Here is an 18,361-nt window from a genome sequence, read left to right on the forward strand (position 1 = left end):
GTTAAAATCCGGTTAATGCGGCGGGGTAAACCAAAGCCCGGCTTTAGGAGATATAGGTCACATACACGTTACGTATCTGGTAATATGATGTGATAAGATGGCAATACGGGAGTATTTATTTCTGGAAATTTAGTTATGACGGAAAATAACGACAAGACACAGCAGACCACCATCCGTGTTACCGGGATGACCTGTGCCACCTGCGCCGCCACCGTGGAAAAAACCTTGGCGGAGACCGAGGGCGTGGCCCGGGCCCGGGTAAACTTTGCTTCGGAAAAGGTCACCGTGGCCTACGACCCGGACAAGGTCGACCTGAAAAAAATAGAAAACGTTATCTCGGAGGCCGGCTACGGCATCGCCGTGCAGAAGTCCATCTTCCCGGTCAGCGGCATGACCTGCGCTTCCTGCGTGGCGCGGGTGGAAGAAGCGTTGAGAAGTGTGCCGGGCGTGGTTTCGGCCAGTGTCAACCTGGCGTCGGAGAAAGCCACCGTGGAGTATCTGGAAAGCACGTCCGTCTCTGACCTGCGCCGGGCGGTGAAAGACGCCGGCTATGAGCTGGGCTCGGAAGCGGAAACCCTGGAAGACGTTTCCGCCGCGTCCTCCCGCGAGATTAAAAAAGTCCGTGACCGGTTTATCTTTGCCGTAGTGCTGGCGGCGGCCATCATGGTGCTTATGTGGACGCCGGAGTTCGCCGGTCTGAAGTGGGTATTGTGGGCGTTGGCCACGCCGGTACAGTTCTGGGCTGGCCTGCGTTTTTATAAAGGAGCGTGGGGCGCGCTGAAACACCGCCGCGCGGACATGAACACCCTGATAGCGGTAGGCACCTCGGCGGCTTATCTTTACAGCGTGGTGGCGGTGCTTTTCCCGTCAGCGCTGACCATCGGCGGCAAAGCGCCGGATTTGTATTTTGACACCTCGGCGATGATTATCGCCCTGATTCTGCTTGGCCGTTATCTGGAAGCCAGTGCCAGGGGCAGGACGTCCGACGCTATCAAGAAACTCATCGGTTTGCAGCCGCGTACGGCGCTGGTGCGGCGCGACGGTAATGAAATGGAAATCTCCGTCGAGGACGTGCAGGTAGGCGACCTGGTGCTGGTGCGGCCCGGCGAAAGGGTCCCCGTGGACGGTATTGTCCGCCAGGGCAGCCCCGCCCTGGACGAGTCCATGGTCACCGGAGAAAGCCTGCCGGTGGAAAAGAAAGAGGGGGACGAGGTCATCGGGGCCACTATCAACAAAACGGGCAGCTTCCAGTTTGCGGCCACGCGGGTGGGCAAGGACACCACCCTGGCGCGCATCGTGCGGCTGGTGGAAGAAGCCCAGGGCAGTAAAGCGCCCATCCAGCGGCTGGCGGATGTTATCGCCGGCTATTTCGTGCCGGCGGTTATCGCTATCGCGGTTATTACCTTTATCATCTGGTATTTTACCGGCCCCACCCCGGCTTTGACCTACGCTTTCCTTAATTTCATCGCCGTCCTCATTATTGCCTGCCCCTGCGCCCTGGGGCTGGCTACTCCCACTGCCATTATGGTGGGGACGGGTAAGGGGGCGGAAAACGGCATTCTCATCCGCAGCGCCGGCGCCCTGGAGAAATTTTACAAGGTAAATACCCTGCTGTTGGACAAGACCGGCACGCTGACCGAGGGCAAGCCGGAGGTGACGGACATTATCCCCACCCCGCCTTTCACCGAGGATGAAGTCCTTAGGCTGGCGGCGGCGGTGGAGCACGATTCCGAGCACCCGCTGGCGGAAGCGGTGGTGAAAAAAGCGGGGGAAAAGGAATTACAATTAGCCCCCACCACCAAATTCCAGGCTATTCCGGGTTACGGGGCGGAGGCGGTGGTGGAGAAAAAGACATTATTATTAGGTAATCTAGCCCTGATGCAGGACCAGCAGGTATCTTTAGGCAAACTGGAAGAACAGGCCGCCGCGCTCTGGAGCGACGGCAAAACGGTCATATTTCTGGCGGTGAATGGTGAAGGAGCGGGACTGATTGCGCTGGCGGACACGCTTAAATCTAACGCCATGGCGGTGGTTGCCGAGCTGCGCCGCCTGGGTATCGAGGTGGGTATGGTCACCGGCGATAACCGCCGCGCCGCCGAGTCTATCGCCCGGGAGGCGGGTATTACTAAAGTGCTGGCGGAGGTCCTGCCGGAGCACAAGGCGGCGGAGGTCAGGAAGCTCCAGGACGAGGGCAAAATCGTGGCGATGGTGGGTGACGGCATTAACGATGCCCCGGCCCTGGCCCAGGCGGATATCGGCATCGCTATCGGCACCGGCACGGATGTCGCTATGGAGACCGGGGACATTACCCTGATTAGCGGGGATTTGAGCGGCGTGGCTACCGCCGTTTCCCTGAGCCGCCGCACTATGCGGACCATCAAGCAGAACCTGTTCTGGGCTTTCGCCTATAACGTTGTCCTGATTCCGGTGGCGGCGGGGGTGCTTTATACCGCTTTTCACGTCTCCGGCGTGCCGTCCGGGCTGCGGTGGCTCCTGGGCGACTACGGATTTCTCAATCCCATCATGGCGGCGGCGGCCATGGCGGCTAGCTCTATTACGGTGGTTTCCAACTCCCTGCGCTTGCGGAGTTTCAGACCTTATAAAACAGAAGCGATAACTGCGGGAGGTAATGGTATGGCAATCGACCCGGTATGCAAAATGACGGTGGAAGAAAAGACGGCGGCGGCCGTGTCCGACTACAAAGGCAAGAAATACTACTTCTGCGCCGTGGGTTGCAAGAAAGCCTTTGATAAAGACCCGGAAAAGTACCTGAAAAAGTAAGCGGGGTTTTCCCCGGTAAAAAGCACCCCGCTCATGGTGAGTTTATCGAACCATGAGGGCTAGATAAGTTTTTAGATGTTCCTTATCCTTCGACAAGCTCAGGATGAGCGGGGTTTTGTGTTTTTATAATCTGTCATCCTGAGGAGCGAAACGACGAAGGATCCGCTTCCATTCGGTCGGGTACGGATTCTTCGCGTTGCTCAGAATGACAGATTCAAGTTAAATCACGTGCTCGTCGGAGAGCTTGTTGATTTCCTCTTCCGTGTACCCCAGCATCCCGGCCAGGATTTCCTGGTTGTTCTCCCCCAGGTACGGGGCGGGGTAGTCTATCCTCCCGGGCGTCTTGGAGAACTTGAACAGGGAGCCGGGCACTTTCACTTTGCCGGAGACCGGCTGGTCCACCTCGATAATCATGTTCCGGCTTAAAAGGTGCGGGTCGTTGCAGACTTCGTCGAAAGACGGCAGCCTGGTGCAGGGCACGTCGGCATTTTTCAGCAGTTCGGTTATTTCCTGTGCCGTCCTGGTTTTTGCCCAGCCCCCGATGACGTCGTCGATTTCCTGGCGGTGCTGGAAGCGCTCGTTCTGGTTGGCGCCCAGCGGCGTGTTTATCAAATCTTCCCGCCCGATGGCCGTATAGAGCCGGTGCACCTGGGAAAGCACCCCGGCGTTGATATAGACCCGTTGTCCGTCTTTGGTGGGGTAGAGGTTGCAGGGAATCATGGCGGCATGTCCGTTGCCCAGCCGCGGCGGGATTTGATGGTTCAGCCAGTAATACGGCGCGTATTCTACGGAGGTCATCTGCCAGATGCAGTCCTGCATGGAAATGTCTATCGCCTGTCCCTCCCCCGTCCTCTGGCGGTGGAATAGCGCGGATACTATGGAGAGCGCGGTAAAAAACCCGGAAGAAAAATCCGCGATGGAAACTCCGCAGCGGGTGGGGTTGTCCGGGAAGCCGGTAACGCAGGTCATGCCGCCCATCGCTTGGGCTACCGGGTCGAACCCGGGGTAATCGCGCCGCGGGCCGGTCTGACCGTAAGCGGATATCGAGGCGTAAATCAGGTTGGGATTTTCCGCGCATATTTCTTTGCTGCTTAATCCCAGTTTGTCCATCGTCCCGGGACTGAAATTCTCCACCAGGACGTCCATGCCCTTAATCAGCTTTTTTACGATATTGCGGCCTTTTTCCGTCTTTAAGTCCACGGTCAGGCTTTTCTTGCCGCGGTTCAGGATGATAAACGGCCCGCCCTCGTTGCCCTCGGTGTGAGGGATATCATAACGTATCAGGTCGCCGGACTCCGGTCTTTCCACCTTGATAATTTCCGCCCCAAGGTCTTTCAGCAGTAATGTACAGTACGGACCGGAATATACCTGGGTGAAATCTATAACCTTGATACCTTCCAGAATGCTGGCCATGTGCACCTCCTCGAGTGCGGCGGGATTGGATTTTCCGGGGCGCGCGCCCTTTTTTAGCTAAGTAATTATACCATTTACACTATTTCATTAACAGGGTGGATGGGGGGAACAATCACGGCGGATTGCCTGAGCAGTAATTTTTTATAGTCGAATTTGTTTGACACCAGATACGGGCGGGATATAGTATATGGGGCAACACGCGTAAAAATTTCAATAAGATAATCAATTTATTTCATAACTATTATATGACTTTATACAGCAGGAGGACAGGTTATGGCCAAAGGCAAATACGATAAATACTTTATTAGGGACAGCCCCTGGAAGCAGTTCAAATTCGTCATGGGCCCCATTATCCAGCGCATGGATACCAAAACTGTCCAGGGGAGCAATTTCTACTTCATTCACTGGGTGCTGCCACATGAAGAGCCGCGCATGAAAGTAGGGCATCCTCCCCACCTCCACTCTGAGGCGGAGCTGCTCATACACATCGGCACTGACCCCAATAACCCGGATGACCTCGGGGCGGAAGTAGAGCTGTACATGGGGCCGGAGCTGGAAAGGCACGTTATCACGGAGACCACCGTGGTCTTTATCCCTCCGAATTTCATCCACGCCCCCTGGAATCCCCTCAAGACCCACCGCCCCTGGATATTCATTGAAATCAACCAGGGCCTGCAGCACACGGAAAAATTCTATCCCCAGCTTTTGACCCGGCAGCACCGCGACCAGTTGGACTGGAATTTCTGGCACGATGACGCCATGAGCGTGGGCTATCCCAACATGGTAAAGCCGGAGGGCTGGAAGTTTGAGGGCAGGAGGTAATATGCCTTATAAAATCAATACCAAAAAGTGCCTCAAGTGCGGGCTTTGCGTCACGGAATGTCCGGAGAAAGCTATCGTTTACGATAATAAGGTAACGGAAAGCGACGGCCTCATCCTCTATACCACCCGCATCGACCCCCGGAAGTGCACGGACTGCGGAACCTGCGTTTCCTTCGAGTGGTGGTGCCCGGCCAAGGCCATCGGTAAGGCTTAATGCTTCAGGTGGCGACGGATAGAGATAGCTTTAAGAAAGGAGTGTAGCGGTCATGGCTAAAACCAAATACGGACACCTGATAAAGGAGTTTTCTTTCAAGGATTACGGGCCGGGACTGTGCCGGCAGGGCACGGAAATGAACGGCGCGTACCTCGGCTATGATGTGAACATCCAGTACGGCGCTTACTGGGCGGCGGGGAAAATGGGCAAGCCGCCGTTCCAGGCCGAGGTGCATGATTTCGACCAGGTGATGATATGGATGGGACTGGACACTTACGATATGGGCTACCTGGGCGCGGAGGTGGAGCTGAACATGGGCGGGGAAAAAGAGACCCACATGATAACCACCGCCACGGCGGTAGCCGTGCCTAAAGGTACCCCCCATTTCCCCGCCTCCATCGGGCGCATGGATGACAGGTTTATCTACATGACCGTTTCCCTGGCGCCGGAGCTTACCGCTAAAACGTTTAAGCTCGATGATAAGCCGGGCAAACAGGCGGACTTCATGCGCGCTAAATACCGGGAAAACGTCCAGCACCTGGCTTTCACCCGCAACGGCCCCTGGCACTATGGCCCGCTCAACCCGGACACCCACGGCGGCGCTATCACCGATATTCACGGCCAGGACTTCGAGTTTCACATGTCCTATGAAAGCATGAACAAGGCGCCGTACCGTTTCGGGCCGGTGCCGGATAAACCCCACGTCCACCCCTATACCGAGTTCCTGCTCTTCCTGGGCGCCGACCCCTCTGATTTGAGCGATTTCCCCGCCGAGTGCGAGATGTACATGGGCAAGGAAATGGAAAAACACGTTATCACTAAACCCTCGGTGGCCATACAGCCGGCTGGTCATGCCCACTGCCCGCTGATCGTTAACAAGCAGGACGCGCCCTGGATTTTCTGCGTCGTCCGTCCCTGGGGGCACACCGGCAAGGGTAAAGACGATTACGTTAAATAGCAGGTTAATGTTGACATAAAGTAGGGAAGGAGATTTGCACCGTGGCAAAAACGAAGTACGGACATTTAATCAAAAAGCTGGCTTATAAAGAGATACCCGGCGGCGGCAAGGGCAAGCCGGAGTACATCACCTGGCCCAAAGGCTCCGACCTCGAAGGCATGAACATGAGCTTTATCTGGAGCTACCACCGCAAGCCGGGCCGCTGGGGCGCGGGCGGTGAGTTCGGGCATGTCCATCCCTATGGGGAGATATTCGTCTTTACCGGGCTGGACTACGAGAACCCCAATTCCCTGGGCGCGGAAGTGGAGCTGGCTATCGGCAACAAGCAGGAAGACCATATTATCGCCGCCCCGTCTTTCGTCGTCATCCCCGCCGGCGTGGCCCATCTGCCCATGACCACTAAAAAAGTAACCAGGCCCTTCGGCTTCCTGGCTATTTCCATGAGCGGCCAGGACAAGACCACCGAGCTCACCAAGCGGGATAAAGCCTTCATTCTCGCCAACGAATGCGGGGACATGATTACCCGCTTGGAAATGCGGGATATGAAACGCCAGAAAGGCGGCAACGCGGACCACTTTGCCTTCTGGAATGGCAAGAAACACGATGGCTTCCTGCTGAATTTCACCTGGGCTTTCCACAACGGCACCGGCGCCTGGCACGAAAACGACCCGCACGTCCATCCCAATGATGAAGCTCTGGTCTTCGTGGGGCTGGACCCGGACAACCCCGATTACCTCGGGGCGGAGATTGAGTTCCAGATGGGGGAGGAGCGGGAAGTGCACGTTTTCGATACACCCTCGGTGGTTATTGCCCCCAAGGGACTGGTTCACTGCCCGCTAATCACGCGGAAGGTGGAAAAACCCTACGCTTTCACCGCCATTTGCCTTGCCCACGAGCATGAAACCACCTGGCTCGGCGGTGATAAACCGGTTAAAGGCAAGTAAAAGAAATACCCGGTAAAAACCATGCCCCCCGCCAAAAACGGGGGGCTTTTATTAGCAGACCGTTTCTCTCTGCCGGTAATACCCCTGCCGGAGTTTGGTGTCCGCCTGCTGTTTCAGGGATGGTAAAGTCATATTACACAACGGAAAACTATTCGTTTTCTGCCGGGTGGGTACTCTGCCCGAACGTTATCGGCCAGATTTTGCCGTCGCCGGGCTTGGTGCGCCAGTGTTCGTTGGTCAGTGTCTCTTTTTTGGCGGTGATGCCGGCCAGTGATTGGGTCTTGATATACCCCAGGCACACCGCTTTTACGGCGGTGGAGCAAAACTGGGTGCCGGCGTATTTGCCCAGCTCCCGTATGGCGTCTTTAGGGCTGGAGGCGGCGCGGTAGGAGTGTTTTACCGTCATGCTGTCGAAGGCGTCCGCCACGGAAATCAGCCTCGCGCCGATGGGGATGGTCTCTCCCTTGAGCCCGCAGGGATAGCCCTTGCCGTCGTATCTTTCGTGGTGGTAGAGAATAAGCTTGCCCACCTCGTTCAGCGACGGTATGCCCCGGAGCAGGTTGTAGCCGATTACCGAATGCTTGCGGATAGCGTTCCAGTCTTCCTTGGTCAGCGCCTCGCGTTTTTTCAGGATGGAGGCGGGCACGCCGAGCAGGCCGATGTCATGCAGGATGGAGCCGTATTCGATGGTCTCCTGCTCCTCCGGCGGGAGGTTAAGCTGTCCCGCGCCGATGAGGGCGTACTTGGCTACCCGGATGGAGTGCTTGCTTTCCGTGGTCTCCCGGGAATCGGCCAGGGATACCAGCTTCTGCACCGTCCTCTTGTAGGAATAGAGCAGGTTTTCGTTGGCCCGGGCGTTGGCGATAGTCAGAGCGTGGCCGTTGGCCAGCCCCGTCAGCGTCTCCAGGTCCTGTTCGTTAAAGTCGTTCCCGTCGAGGCGGTTGAGCGCTTCCACTACCCCGATAACCGCCCCCCGGAAAATCAGCGGCGCGCAAATCACTGACCTGGCCACGATGCCGGGCACTTCATCCTTGCACTGGCTGAAACGCGCGTCCTGGGCTACGTTTTTGACCAGCAGCGGCTGGGGATGCTGTAATACCGTCCCGGCAATGCCCAGCTCTTTGACCGTCTCCACCTGGATGAACTGTTTACCCAGCGGACAGTCCGTAAACTGGTTGATAACGGCGTTGTTTTCCTCGTCCCGGCAGAGTATGGTGGCGGCGGCAGCGTTCAGGGCGTAGCGGGTCATCTCGTTGATGGTGGCGATGACCGGCATCCGCTGTTTGACCGGCAGGATGTTCTGGCAGATATTTTCCAGCAGGTTGAGTCGCGCCTTGCTGGTTTCCGTTTTTTGCCCGGCACAAGACCCGGCGGTATGGATTTTCCGTATCAACCTCTTCGAGGTTGTTTTCAGCATGATATTTTGTCCGCCATTCTGATTTACCTGATAGCTATATTTTGGGAATAACCCGGTAAACAAACCATAAACAATCGCCTTGAAAAAGGAAATTACCCGTAAATATAACGTAGGCGGTACGCCAGAGACCGGAATCTTTGTCCCCGTTGCCTGTAACCGCTCTACTTTCCGGTCACTTCTGCTATAATAAAATCGTGTCCGGTGAAATAGCGCTGTATATCCACGTTCCATTTTGCTGCCGCAAGTGCCGCTACTGCTCCTTTGTCTCTTATGCCGGCCGCGGGGTTGATATGCCGTTATACCTGCGAGCCCTGGCCGCTGAGATGAAACAGCGGGCCGGTGGTGAACGCGTCCGCACTATCTACCTGGGCGGCGGCACGCCCAGCCTGCTGCCCGCGGACGCTATCGGTGGGGTTCTCTCTTTAGTCGATACGTTATTTACCGTGGATAAAGACGCCGAGATATCCATGGAAGCTAACCCGGGCACGGTGGACGGGGCGTATCTCGCGACTGTCCGGCGACTGGGCATAAACAGGTTGAGCCTCGGCGTCCAGAGCTTTAGCGATGCCGAGCTGACGCTGCTGGGGCGCATTCACACGGCGGCGCAGGCTGTGGAGGCGGTGCGCTTGGCCCGGGACGCCGGGTTTGCCAATATTAACCTCGACCTTATTTACGGGCTGCCCGGCCAGGCTTTGGCGGACTGGCGTCGTTCGCTGGAGGCGGCTTTAGCCCTGGCGCCGGAACACCTTTCCCTCTACGCCCTGACGTTGGATGAGGATACACCGCTGTTCAGGGAGATACAGGAAGGCCGTCTGCCGGAAATTGACCCTGACCTTGCCGCTGAACAGTATGAGCTGGCGGAAGACTTGCTTTCGGCTGACGGCTATGACCATTATGAGATTTCCAACTGGGCGCGGCCGGGCCGGGCCTGCCGCCATAACCTTGTTTACTGGAATAATGAACCTTACCTTGGCGTTGGAGTAGCGGCTCATTCGTGCCTGGACGGTCGCCGCTTTGCCAATGACGTCAGCCTGGACGGCTATTTACAGGCCTTTTCCGGGCACGCCTTGCCGACCTCCGCCCTGGATGAAGAGATTACCCCCGCTCTGGAGCTTGCCGAGTCCGCTATCCTCGGCCTGCGCCTGGGGCAGGGCCTGGACCTGGCCAGCCTGCGGCGCCGCTTCGGCGTGGATGTGGTGTCCCTCTACCGGGAGCCGATAGCGGAGATGACCGCCGCCGGCCTGCTGGAGCGTTACGATGGGCGCCTCCGCCTCACCCGCCGCGGCCGCCTCCTGAGCAACGAAGTTTTCTGGCGTTTGTTGCCGGATTAAGTAAAGAGAAGGATAAATATGGAACAGGCGCTGACCCGTAACTTTTGTATTATCGCCCATATCGACCACGGTAAATCCACCCTGGCCGACCGTCTTATCGAGCTGACCGGCACCCTGCGCCATGAGGAAATCGGCGAGCAGGTGATGGACAGCATGGAGCTGGAGCGCGAGCGCGGCATCACCATCAAGGCCAAGGCCATCCGCCTGAGCTATAAAGCCGCCGACGGTAAAACCTACCGTCTCAACCTGGTGGACACCCCCGGCCACGTGGACTTTTCCTATGAGGTTTCGCGGACGCTGGTGGCCTGCGAGGGCGCCGTGCTGGTCATTGACGCCACCCAGGGCATCCAGTCCCAGACGCTTTCCAATACCTACCTGGCTATGGAGCATAACCTGGAGGTTATCCCCGTCATCAACAAGATTGATTTGCAGGGCAGCGAGCCTGACCGCGTCATGGCGGAGATAGAAAGCGTGCTCGGCTATAAAGCGGCGGACGTGCTGCTGATGAGCGCTAAGACGGGCCAGGGCGTGCCCCCTTTGCTGGAGTCTATCGTCCACCTTATCCCCCCGCCCCGCGGCGAAGCCGCTAGTCCTCTCCGCGCGTTGATCTTCGATTCGCGTTATGACGCTTACAAGGGAGTAATCGCCTACCTGCGCGTGGTGGACGGGCGCGTTGTAAAAGGCGATCGCCTGCGCCTGATGAGCAACGGCACGGAGATAGAGGTGCTGGAGGTGGGCTATTTTGCCCCGCAGCCCGTCCCCACGGATGAGCTGTCCGCCGGGGACGTGGGCTATATCGCCACCGGTTTGAAAAGCGTGGTGGAGTGCCGCGTCGGGGATACCGTCACCGGAGTGCATAGTGAGGTGTCCGGGCCGCTGATAGGCTACCACCCCCCCAAGCCGATGGTCTTTGCCGGCATCTATACCACCCAGGCGGAGGAGTTTAAGGAGCTCCGTGAGGCCATTGAAAAGCTCAACCTCAACGATGCCTCCCTCACCTACGAGCCGGAGTCCAGCCCGGTGCTGGGTTACGGTTTCCGCTGCGGCTTTCTCGGCCTGCTGCATCTGGACATCGTGCGGGAGCGCCTGGAGCGTGAGTTCGGCCTCTCTCTGGTGGTTACCGCCCCCGGCGTCACCTTCAATATCACCAAAACCGGCGGCCAGGTGATAACCATCAATAACCCGGATGACTTCCCTGACCCGTCCCAGATTGAGAAGATAGAAGAGCCCTGGGTAAAAATTTCCATTATCACCCCGTCCAGCTTCATCGGTGCCCTGATGGAGCTTTTAGCGGAGTCCGAGGGGGTCTATAAGCACACGGAGTATTTGGGCATGAACCAGTCGGTGGGCGAGCTTGGCCAGCGCGTCCGCCTGGAGTATGAAATGCCTTTACGCTGTATGTTGACCGTGTTCTATGACCAGATGAAAAGCCGCAGTCGCGGCTATGCCTCCCTGGACTATGAGTTCATCGGTTTCCGGGAAGGCGAACTGGTCAAGCTGGATGTCCTCGTCAATGAAGTCCCCGTGGACGCTTTCAGCCGCATCATCCCCCCGGGAAAGGCCCAGGAGGTGGGCCGCGCTCTGGTGAACAAGCTGCGGCAGGTCATCCCCCGCCAGCTTTTCAAAGTCCCTATCCAGGCCGCTGTCGGCAGCCGCATCGTGGCCCGCCAGGATGTCGCCGCCGTGCGCAAGGACGTCCTGGCCAAGTGCTACGGCGGTGATATCACCCGCAAGCGCAAGCTGCTGGAAAAGCAGAAAGAGGGCAAGAAGAAGATGAAGCAGATTGGCCGCGTCGAGGTGCCCAAGGAAGCCTTCCTGGATGTCCTCAAGATCGGCTAGGCCTGCGCTAAATCTGTTTCCGCCACCATACCAGCGCCCACTGTGACTTTCCTTCGTGGGTAAACGGCAGGGAGTCCTTCTGCTCGGCGAATATCTTCTCCAGGAATGTCCTCAGCTTGGTTTGTTCCTCGGGCGTAAACGGGTCGGTGCGCCACTGCAAATCGTGCATCGCCTCTTCCACGCTGGGGAACTGGACCTTTACCTTGGAATAGAGAATCTCCAGGTTGGCATTCACCCCCATCTGGAAAAGCATGTTCAGGATGTAGATGTAAGGCGGGTGCTTTTTCTTTTCCCGGCCTATCACCCGGTACACTTCCCAGTCGAAGGGGAGGTGGATAACGGGGAAGGTGATGTAGAAGGCCTGCCGGGCGATGTTAATGATGCTGGCCAGCCCCTCCTTCATATTCCCGGCCATCATGGAACGGGAAGCCACCACCACGTCGTGTTGCTCCAGCCGCCCCCCGGTGAAGGCGTCCTGCCAGGATACGTTCAGCGGCTGGATATTGTCCAGCCCGGCTTTCCCGGCGTTGGCCATCAGGTTTTTTATCATTTCCGTGGAGATATCCAGCCCGGTAACGCTCTTTGCTTGCTGCGCCAGGGGGATAGCCAGGGTGCCAGGCCCGCAGCCTATGTCCAGCACCGTCCATTCCGGCTTCACCTCTATGTGGTCGATCATCTTGGAGATATAGTCGTCTTTATCCCGCGGCTCGCCTTCCCTGACGCGGTTAATCCTTTTGGTAAAGCTGTCCGCGCGCCTGTCCCACAGTTCCTTGGTGGCCATCTGGTCTTTAAAGTGAGAACGCCCGGACTCTTCCTGCCACATTTCATTCCAGTCGATGTTATTGAAGTCCATATCTGTCTCCGGAGTTCGTTATTTTTTTACTTCGCGGTAGTAGCTTGCGCCGGCGCAGGCGCGGCAAAGTGTTTTGCCCCCCTTCTTTACCTCCCGCCCGTCCATGATTCTCTCCCCGCAGGTGGCGCACTCGGCTTTGGTCACCGGCAGACCCGGTCTGTCCGTCTCCGGTATGTCCACCGTCACTTCCTGTAGCGTCACCAGCTCGCTGTCCGGCATCCCGGCCAGTTTTTTCAGCGTTTCTTCTATGGTGTCCTCGTTGCTGAAGGTCTCTTTCACCGTGCCCCGCACCGCCCGCCCCGTATCCAGGTTGACGAAGGTGGCGGCGAATTTGCCGTAGTCCATGTGCTTCAAAGATCGGCGCCCCAGGGAGCAGCCGGTAACCATCTGGACGGCGTCCGTCATGCAGCGGTCTATCTCCGTGTAAACGATAAGGCTCTTGGTTTTTACCCCCGCCGTCAGTCCCAGCTCCCGCATGGCCGCCAGGGATATCCTCGTCCCCAGGGCGATGCCGGCGCAGATATGCCCGTGGAAGTCCCCCGCTTTCTTGAGGAAAATATCGAATTCGCTCATGTCGCCTCCTGTGTGGATGATGTTTTTATTTCTGTCGCCGGGCTGCATTCCCCGATTGGCACGCATATCTTGCGGTTCACCCCGGTATCGACATTGATTACCTTTACCTTGATATTGTAAACCTTTTCCAGGTTGCTGTCCGTAATCACTCCGTCCGGCGTGCCCAGGGCGATGAACTCGCCCTGCTTCATTAGCGCTACCTTGCTGGATACCAGGAAGGCGTGGTCTGGGAAGTGGGAGGTCATGATGATGGGTAGCCCGGTGCGCGCCAGCCGCCCCACGATGTTCAGCAGCCTTATCTGGTTGCCGAAGTCCAGGTGGGAGGTGGGCTCGTCCAGCAGGAGCAATGAGGGGTTCTGCGTCAGCACCCTGGCGAAGATGACCAGCTGCCTCTCGCCGCCGCTGATCTGGGTATAGGGCTTGTCCCGCAGATTGAATATGCCCATGGTCTCCAGCGACTCCTCGGCGATTTTCACGTCCTCCGGCTTCGGCGATTCCAACATGCCCAGGTGCGGTGCCCGGCCTACCAGCACCGTGTCCAGCACGCTGAAGGGAAACGCCGGCTGGTGCATCTGCGGCACGTAGCCTATTGACCGGGCTATCGCCGCACGCGACAGGCGCGCCACGTCCCGGTCGTCCACCGCGATGCTGCCCTTGCCCAGCTTTATCAGGTTGTTGAGGCATTTCAATAGGGTGGTCTTGCCGCAGCCGTTAGGGCCGAGAATGGACATCACCTCGCCGTCCTGGACGGAGAAGCTGATGTTCCTGAAGCCGCTGGTCTCCTGCGGGTCATAATGATAAGCGGCCTGGTTTACCGTCAGCCTCATGCCCACCCCCGGTTTCTCCGCCCCAGCAGGTACACGAAGAATGGCACGCCGACGATGGCCGTGAGAATGCCGATGGGTATTTCCACGCTGGCCGCCACCCGGCAGATGTTATCGATGAACAATAGAAAGACCGCCCCCATGAGCAGGCTGATAGGCAATAGCTTTTTGTGGTTCGGCCCCACCATTACGCGGCTGACATGCGGTATGACCAGCCCCACCCAGCCGATGGTACCGCTGATGCAGACGGAAGACGCCGTAATCATGGTGCAGCAGACGATGATTATCGCCCGCAGCTTGCCGGTATCCACGCCCAGCGCCATCGCCTCCTCTTCCCCCATCGCCAGCACGTTAAAGCGCCAGCGTATCAGGATAAGGACAATCATGCCCACTATGATAGGTATCGTGGAATAAATCAGCCCCTTGTAGCCGACCGATGCCAGGCTGCCCATCAGCCAGTAGGTTATCGCCGGCAGCTGGTCTATCGGGTCGGCCACGTACTTCATCAGCGATAGCAAAGCCCCGAATGGCGGGGCGATGGCCATACCCGCCAGTATCATGGTCAGGGTGGGATTGCCCTTCACCATCTTGCTGATAGCGTAGGAAATGCTTACCGCCAGCAGGGCGAAGCAGAAAGCGGATACCTGGATGGACCACTGGCTGCCGTTAAGCAGTATCGCTAGCGCCGCTCCGAACCCTGCGCCGGAGCTGACGCCCAGGATATCCGGAGATACCAGGGGGTTGCGGAAAAGCCCCTGGAAAGAGACGCCGGCCAGCGAAAGGCTGCCGCCCACCATCATCGCCGCCAGGATGCGCGGCAGCCGGATCTTCATCACCACCGTGTTCATGTTGTCCGTCCAAGTCTGGTCGATCGGGAAAACATGGGAGAGCAGTATCTTGATTACGTCCCAGGGGGAAATGGGGTATCGGCCGAAAGCGAAGGAGAGCAGGAAAAGGACTATCAATATAACGGTCAGTGTCACCCCGGCCGATACCCCGTTAAACCTCCGGAAAAAGGTCAATACTGTCTGCCATGCTCTGGCGGCGCGTTCACGCCCGGTGATTACCATAACAGTTCTTTAACCGGGAGTCGCCAGCAGCGCGTCTAGCTCCGCCTCGGACAAATCATAGTGCAGGAAATTGGTGTAAAATTCACTGATTTTCGCCCTGAGGTCGAGAGACGTCGTCCTTTCCGGGTACAGCAGGTTTACCATCCAGTACATGCCGAGTATTTGCCCGTAGCCGGGCGGCCCGTCGAACCAGGAGGTCGGGTTGTCCGGGCGGACATAGACATTGCCGTCCTGGACGCATTGCAGCAGTTGCCACATATCAGAGTCCATGATGACATTGTAGGTGGAAGCCTGGCTGGTCCGTCCGATGATTATCATGTCTATCGGTTCGGCCTCGTTCCAGGCCAGAATCTGTTCCATGCTTACCTGTACCGCCTGGGAGGTGTTGCTGACTTCCACCTGGGCTGCGTTGGCGCCGCCGCAGAAAGTCAGTAAATTGGTATGCCAGGAGCCTTCGGCGTCGGTCATCAGTCCGTCGTTGCCCTGGGCGTAGTACACCCGCACCTTTTCCGCCTCGGTGAGGTCGGCGGTGACGCTCCTTACATAGGCCATGGCGATGCGGTAGTACATTATCAGTTTTTCGCCGCGCTCGGGCACGCCGAGCAGGTCGGCCACGTATGTGATTTCGTCTTCGTACATGGTCAGCAAATCGGCGCCGGCATCCACCCCGACCACCGGGATGCTGCCGAATTTTTCGCGGTCGGTGTCGATGTTCTTGGTCTTGCCTTCCAGGACGATATCTGGCTCCACCGCGATGGCGGCCTCGTAGTTGAACGAGCCGCTGGAGGCATTGCCGATGATGGGAATATCTTTATACGCCGCCCCGATGAGCGAAGGGTAGCCGTTCCAGGCGGAGCTTAAGCCGGCCAGTTTTTCCGGGGCGAGGATATAGATTAGCTGTGTTTCCACCGGCCCGGTGGATATCACCCGGTTGATGACGGCGGGTACGACCAGTTCGGTGCAGTACATGTCGGTGATGGTCCGGGTGGTCGGGGCCGGCGTGGTCGTTGCCGGCGGGGTGGTGGTCGCCGCGGTGGTCGCCGGAGGGGTCGTAGCTGCCGGGGTAGTCTGGGCCGGCGTCGTGGTCACGGGAGGAGGTGACGTGGTCGTTTCTTTTGCCTGGTCGCAGCCGAAGAGGCTGATAATCAGTATAATGCTGATAAGCAGCAGCGGGATTGCTTTTAATAGTCTGTTTTTCACTCTATACTCCGTTCTTTTTCAGGTTTGTTTCGGGCATGGGAATACTGCGGATAAAGCGCTATGTCTTCATCGTGACCTCCTTTTCCGGGAAAACGTGTTTCCTGGCCATCGTCCGCCGGTGGAAAAGGAGGCAAAAATAGAGACAAAAAAATAGCGTCGTTTCTGTTAAAACGCGCTATATGGGCAAAGCCTGACTTCATCTTTTCTCCTTTTCCAACCGGGAAGCATTGCCGTTTCCAGCAATACCGTTGACCCCGATGAAATCGGGATGCCGGCTGTTCGCCATGTCCCTATGGAATCGGGATTTAGGAGAAACAGCTCCGGAGAAACTGGTTTATTTTAATACGTGACTTATATCGTTGTCAATATTACGTCATGCGTAAGGCGGGTTGTTTGTTGCCTGTCCATGGTTGCTTGATAATAAAGGAGGGGTGGCAGGGGATTAGGGTTATCGCGTCTGGTTAATATTTGGCCCGGCATCCCCGGGAAGAGGGAGGGAAGATTAAGGACACTTCCTCAGGGATGCCGGGCATAAAAAAGGAAAAAATCTATATAGTTAGCTCACCGCGTCTTTAGATGGAATTTACATAATCAGCGGCGTTTTCACCGGCCATGCGCCCGGAGTTTACCGCAAAACCAAAAGTATTCCCCGGCAGGTAAAACAGGTAGGTATCGCTGTATATGGTGTTCGCGTCGGCTCCGGCGGCGTAAAGCCCCGGGATGGCCTCTTGTTCCTTGTTGATGACCTCCGTCTTATAGTTTATTTTTATCCCGCCCAGGCTGCCGTACGCGCTGGAAAAAAGCTTGGCGGCGTAAAACCTGGGCTGCTTGATCGGGCGGAGATGCCTGGCGTCCTTGTAAAAGACCTCATCGCGGCCGGTCTCGCAGGCATGGTTATACTCGTCTATTGTCCGCAATAAGGCGTCCTTCTTAATACCCGTCTTGGCCGCCAGTTCCTCAAGAGAGTCCGCGACGAATATATTCTTGTACCCGTGGTCGATGGCCTGCTTTATCTGCTCGTCAAAATGCTCGAATTTGATGCTGGTTATGGCCGGTCCCAGGTAGTCCAGTCCTGTTTCCTCATAGCCTTTCTTGATATTTTCATCGAGTATCATGAAGGCGCACTTGTCCTTCTGCCGGGTGATGATATTGCCTCCGAAGGGGGATGTCGAAAGGAAATCTTCATTGATAAAGCGTTCTCCCTGAAGGTTGACCATGAGGTTGGGCTGTTGCAGCGTGACAGCAGCTTCGATATAGTCCGCTACATCGGGCAGGCCGTAGTTCAGGTGCATGATGATATCGGTTGGCGCCGCCCCGGCTTCCCAGGCCATGCGGATGCCGTCACCCGCCAGCCCGGGTACCCTGGTGGAGAACAAATCTTTCCCCAGCTCGTAGCCCGTGTATTTTTTAATCAGCTGCGGGCTGTCTCCGATGCCGCCGGTGGCTATAATCACCGCCTTGGCCTTTACCCGGATTTCTTCTCCGTTCCTGTCTTCGGCCGCCACCCCGGTAACCCTGCCACCTTCCTTTAAAATCTTTTTCACCGGCGTCTGGAGATAGAGCTGGACGCCTTTCTCCTGGGCTTTCTCGGTCAGTATCTTCATCATGTTGGCCGCGGAGCCTACGCCCCAGCCGCCGGTGCTGGTCATGACTATATGCCAGGTGTAGTTGAACCCCGTGTTATGTGACTGTATATCGGCGAATTTTACCCCCATCCCCTCCAGCCAGTCGATGGTATCGGCGGATTTGTTGATATAGGTTGATATCAGCCGGGCATCCGCTTTCCCGTGCGTGAATTCCATGAATATCTTGAAGGCTTCCTCACGCGTCAGCCCGATTTGCCTTACGCGCTGCATCCTGCTTTCCACCGCGAAAGGCCCCATGGCCATGTTGCCGGTCCCGCCGGTGGTGGATGCTTTCTCAAAAGCGATTACCTTGGCGCCGCGCTCGACCGCCGCTATCGCCGCTGCCAGCCCGGCCGTCCCCGCGGCAACGACCGCTATATCGGTTTCCAGTTGTTTCATTTTTCACTCCTTCGGTACATCCGTCTTCCTCTTGATTTCTTGGTGGTTTATCGTCGTTGTGGCATTTACCCGCCTATTATTATCATATCTCCAAACTG

Annotated in this window: 16 protein-coding genes and 1 riboswitch; of the genes, 7 read left to right on the forward strand and 9 right to left on the reverse strand. The window is 57.1% G+C overall.

Annotated elements, in window-relative coordinates:
• Positions 1 to 135: 135 nt before the first annotated feature.
• The gene (locus WC370_05475; protein MFA5308923.1) at positions 136 to 2,781 is read left to right on the forward strand and encodes a heavy metal translocating P-type ATPase; all 2,646 of its coding nucleotides are present in this window, start codon (positions 136 to 138) and stop codon (positions 2,779 to 2,781) included.
• A gap of 219 nt (positions 2,782 to 3,000) precedes the next feature.
• Here the strand turns inward: WC370_05475 and WC370_05480 are convergent, their stop codons facing one another.
• Positions 3,001 to 4,194 carry a CoA transferase gene (locus WC370_05480; protein ID MFA5308924.1) on the reverse strand — a complete coding sequence of 398 codons (1,194 nt, stop codon included), beginning with the start codon at positions 4,192 to 4,194 and terminating at the stop codon, positions 3,001 to 3,003.
• A gap of 273 nt (positions 4,195 to 4,467) precedes the next feature.
• Here WC370_05480 and WC370_05485 point away from each other — a divergent pair, with 273 nt between their 5' ends.
• The 4 genes from WC370_05485 to WC370_05500 are packed head-to-tail and all read left to right on the forward strand — an operon-like array spanning position 4,468 to position 7,132.
• The gene (locus WC370_05485) at positions 4,468 to 5,016 is read left to right on the forward strand and encodes a hypothetical protein (GenBank protein ID MFA5308925.1); all 549 of its coding nucleotides are present in this window, start codon (positions 4,468 to 4,470) and stop codon (positions 5,014 to 5,016) included.
• Between the two features lies 1 nt (position 5,017).
• Entirely contained in the window at positions 5,018 to 5,230 is a 213-nt protein-coding gene (locus WC370_05490) for a 4Fe-4S binding protein (protein MFA5308926.1), read from the forward strand.
• Between the two features lie 52 nt (positions 5,231 to 5,282).
• On the forward strand, positions 5,283 to 6,188 hold the full coding sequence (locus tag WC370_05495; GenBank protein MFA5308927.1) for a hypothetical protein: 906 nt from the start codon (positions 5,283 to 5,285) through the stop codon (positions 6,186 to 6,188).
• Between the two features lie 41 nt (positions 6,189 to 6,229).
• Positions 6,230 to 7,132, forward strand: a complete 903-nt coding sequence (locus WC370_05500; protein MFA5308928.1) for a hypothetical protein — start codon at positions 6,230 to 6,232, stop codon at positions 7,130 to 7,132.
• Positions 7,133 to 7,280: 148 nt separating this feature from the next.
• Here the strand turns inward: WC370_05500 and WC370_05505 are convergent, their stop codons facing one another.
• Complete coding sequence (locus tag WC370_05505; protein ID MFA5308929.1) at positions 7,281 to 8,549, reverse strand: HD domain-containing phosphohydrolase; 1,269 nt, start codon at positions 8,547 to 8,549, stop codon at positions 7,281 to 7,283.
• Positions 8,550 to 8,695: 146 nt separating this feature from the next.
• Here WC370_05505 and hemW point away from each other — a divergent pair, with 146 nt between their 5' ends.
• Positions 8,696 to 9,880, forward strand: a complete 1,185-nt coding sequence (gene hemW / locus WC370_05510; GenBank protein MFA5308930.1) for a radical SAM family heme chaperone HemW — start codon at positions 8,696 to 8,698, stop codon at positions 9,878 to 9,880.
• Between the two features lie 18 nt (positions 9,881 to 9,898).
• Positions 9,899 to 11,719 (forward strand): translation elongation factor 4, encoded by a 1,821-nt coding sequence (lepA, locus tag WC370_05515; GenBank protein MFA5308931.1) that lies wholly within the window; start codon positions 9,899 to 9,901, stop codon positions 11,717 to 11,719.
• Between the two features lie 7 nt (positions 11,720 to 11,726).
• Here lepA and WC370_05520 read toward each other — a convergent pair whose 3' ends face one another.
• From WC370_05520 to WC370_05550, 7 genes are all read right to left on the reverse strand, one after another.
• Entirely contained in the window at positions 11,727 to 12,572 is an 846-nt protein-coding gene (locus WC370_05520; GenBank protein ID MFA5308932.1) for a methyltransferase domain-containing protein, read from the reverse strand.
• Positions 12,573 to 12,590: 18 nt separating this feature from the next.
• Positions 12,591 to 13,145, reverse strand: coding sequence for an FmdE family protein (locus WC370_05525; protein ID MFA5308933.1), 555 nt, complete (start codon positions 13,143 to 13,145; stop codon positions 12,591 to 12,593).
• A complete protein-coding gene (locus WC370_05530; GenBank protein MFA5308934.1) occupies positions 13,142 to 13,972 on the reverse strand; it encodes an ABC transporter ATP-binding protein in 831 nt (276 codons plus the stop codon). Before WC370_05530 ends, WC370_05525 begins: the two co-directional genes overlap by 4 nt.
• Positions 13,969 to 14,952, reverse strand: a complete 984-nt coding sequence (locus WC370_05535; GenBank protein ID MFA5308935.1) for an iron ABC transporter permease — start codon at positions 14,950 to 14,952, stop codon at positions 13,969 to 13,971. Before WC370_05535 ends, WC370_05530 begins: the two co-directional genes overlap by 4 nt.
• Before the next feature lie 96 nt (positions 14,953 to 15,048).
• Positions 15,049 to 16,239, reverse strand: a complete 1,191-nt coding sequence (locus tag WC370_05540; protein ID MFA5308936.1) for an ABC transporter substrate-binding protein — start codon at positions 16,237 to 16,239, stop codon at positions 15,049 to 15,051.
• Positions 16,236 to 16,439 (reverse strand): hypothetical protein, encoded by a 204-nt coding sequence (locus WC370_05545; protein ID MFA5308937.1) that lies wholly within the window; start codon positions 16,437 to 16,439, stop codon positions 16,236 to 16,238. The genes WC370_05540 and WC370_05545 overlap by 4 nt, the downstream gene beginning before the upstream one ends.
• Positions 16,431 to 16,577: riboswitch (molybdenum cofactor riboswitch) on the reverse strand. Its footprint overlaps the gene before it by 9 nt.
• Before the next feature lie 234 nt (positions 16,578 to 16,811).
• Positions 16,812 to 18,263 (reverse strand): FAD-dependent oxidoreductase, encoded by a 1,452-nt coding sequence (locus tag WC370_05550; GenBank protein ID MFA5308938.1) that lies wholly within the window; start codon positions 18,261 to 18,263, stop codon positions 16,812 to 16,814.
• Between the last annotated feature and the right edge of the window lie 98 nt (positions 18,264 to 18,361).

It is taken from the genome of Dehalococcoidales bacterium (assembly GCA_041652735.1).
In the GTDB taxonomy this organism is placed as follows: Bacteria; Chloroflexota; Dehalococcoidia; order Dehalococcoidales; family RBG-16-60-22; genus RBG-13-51-18.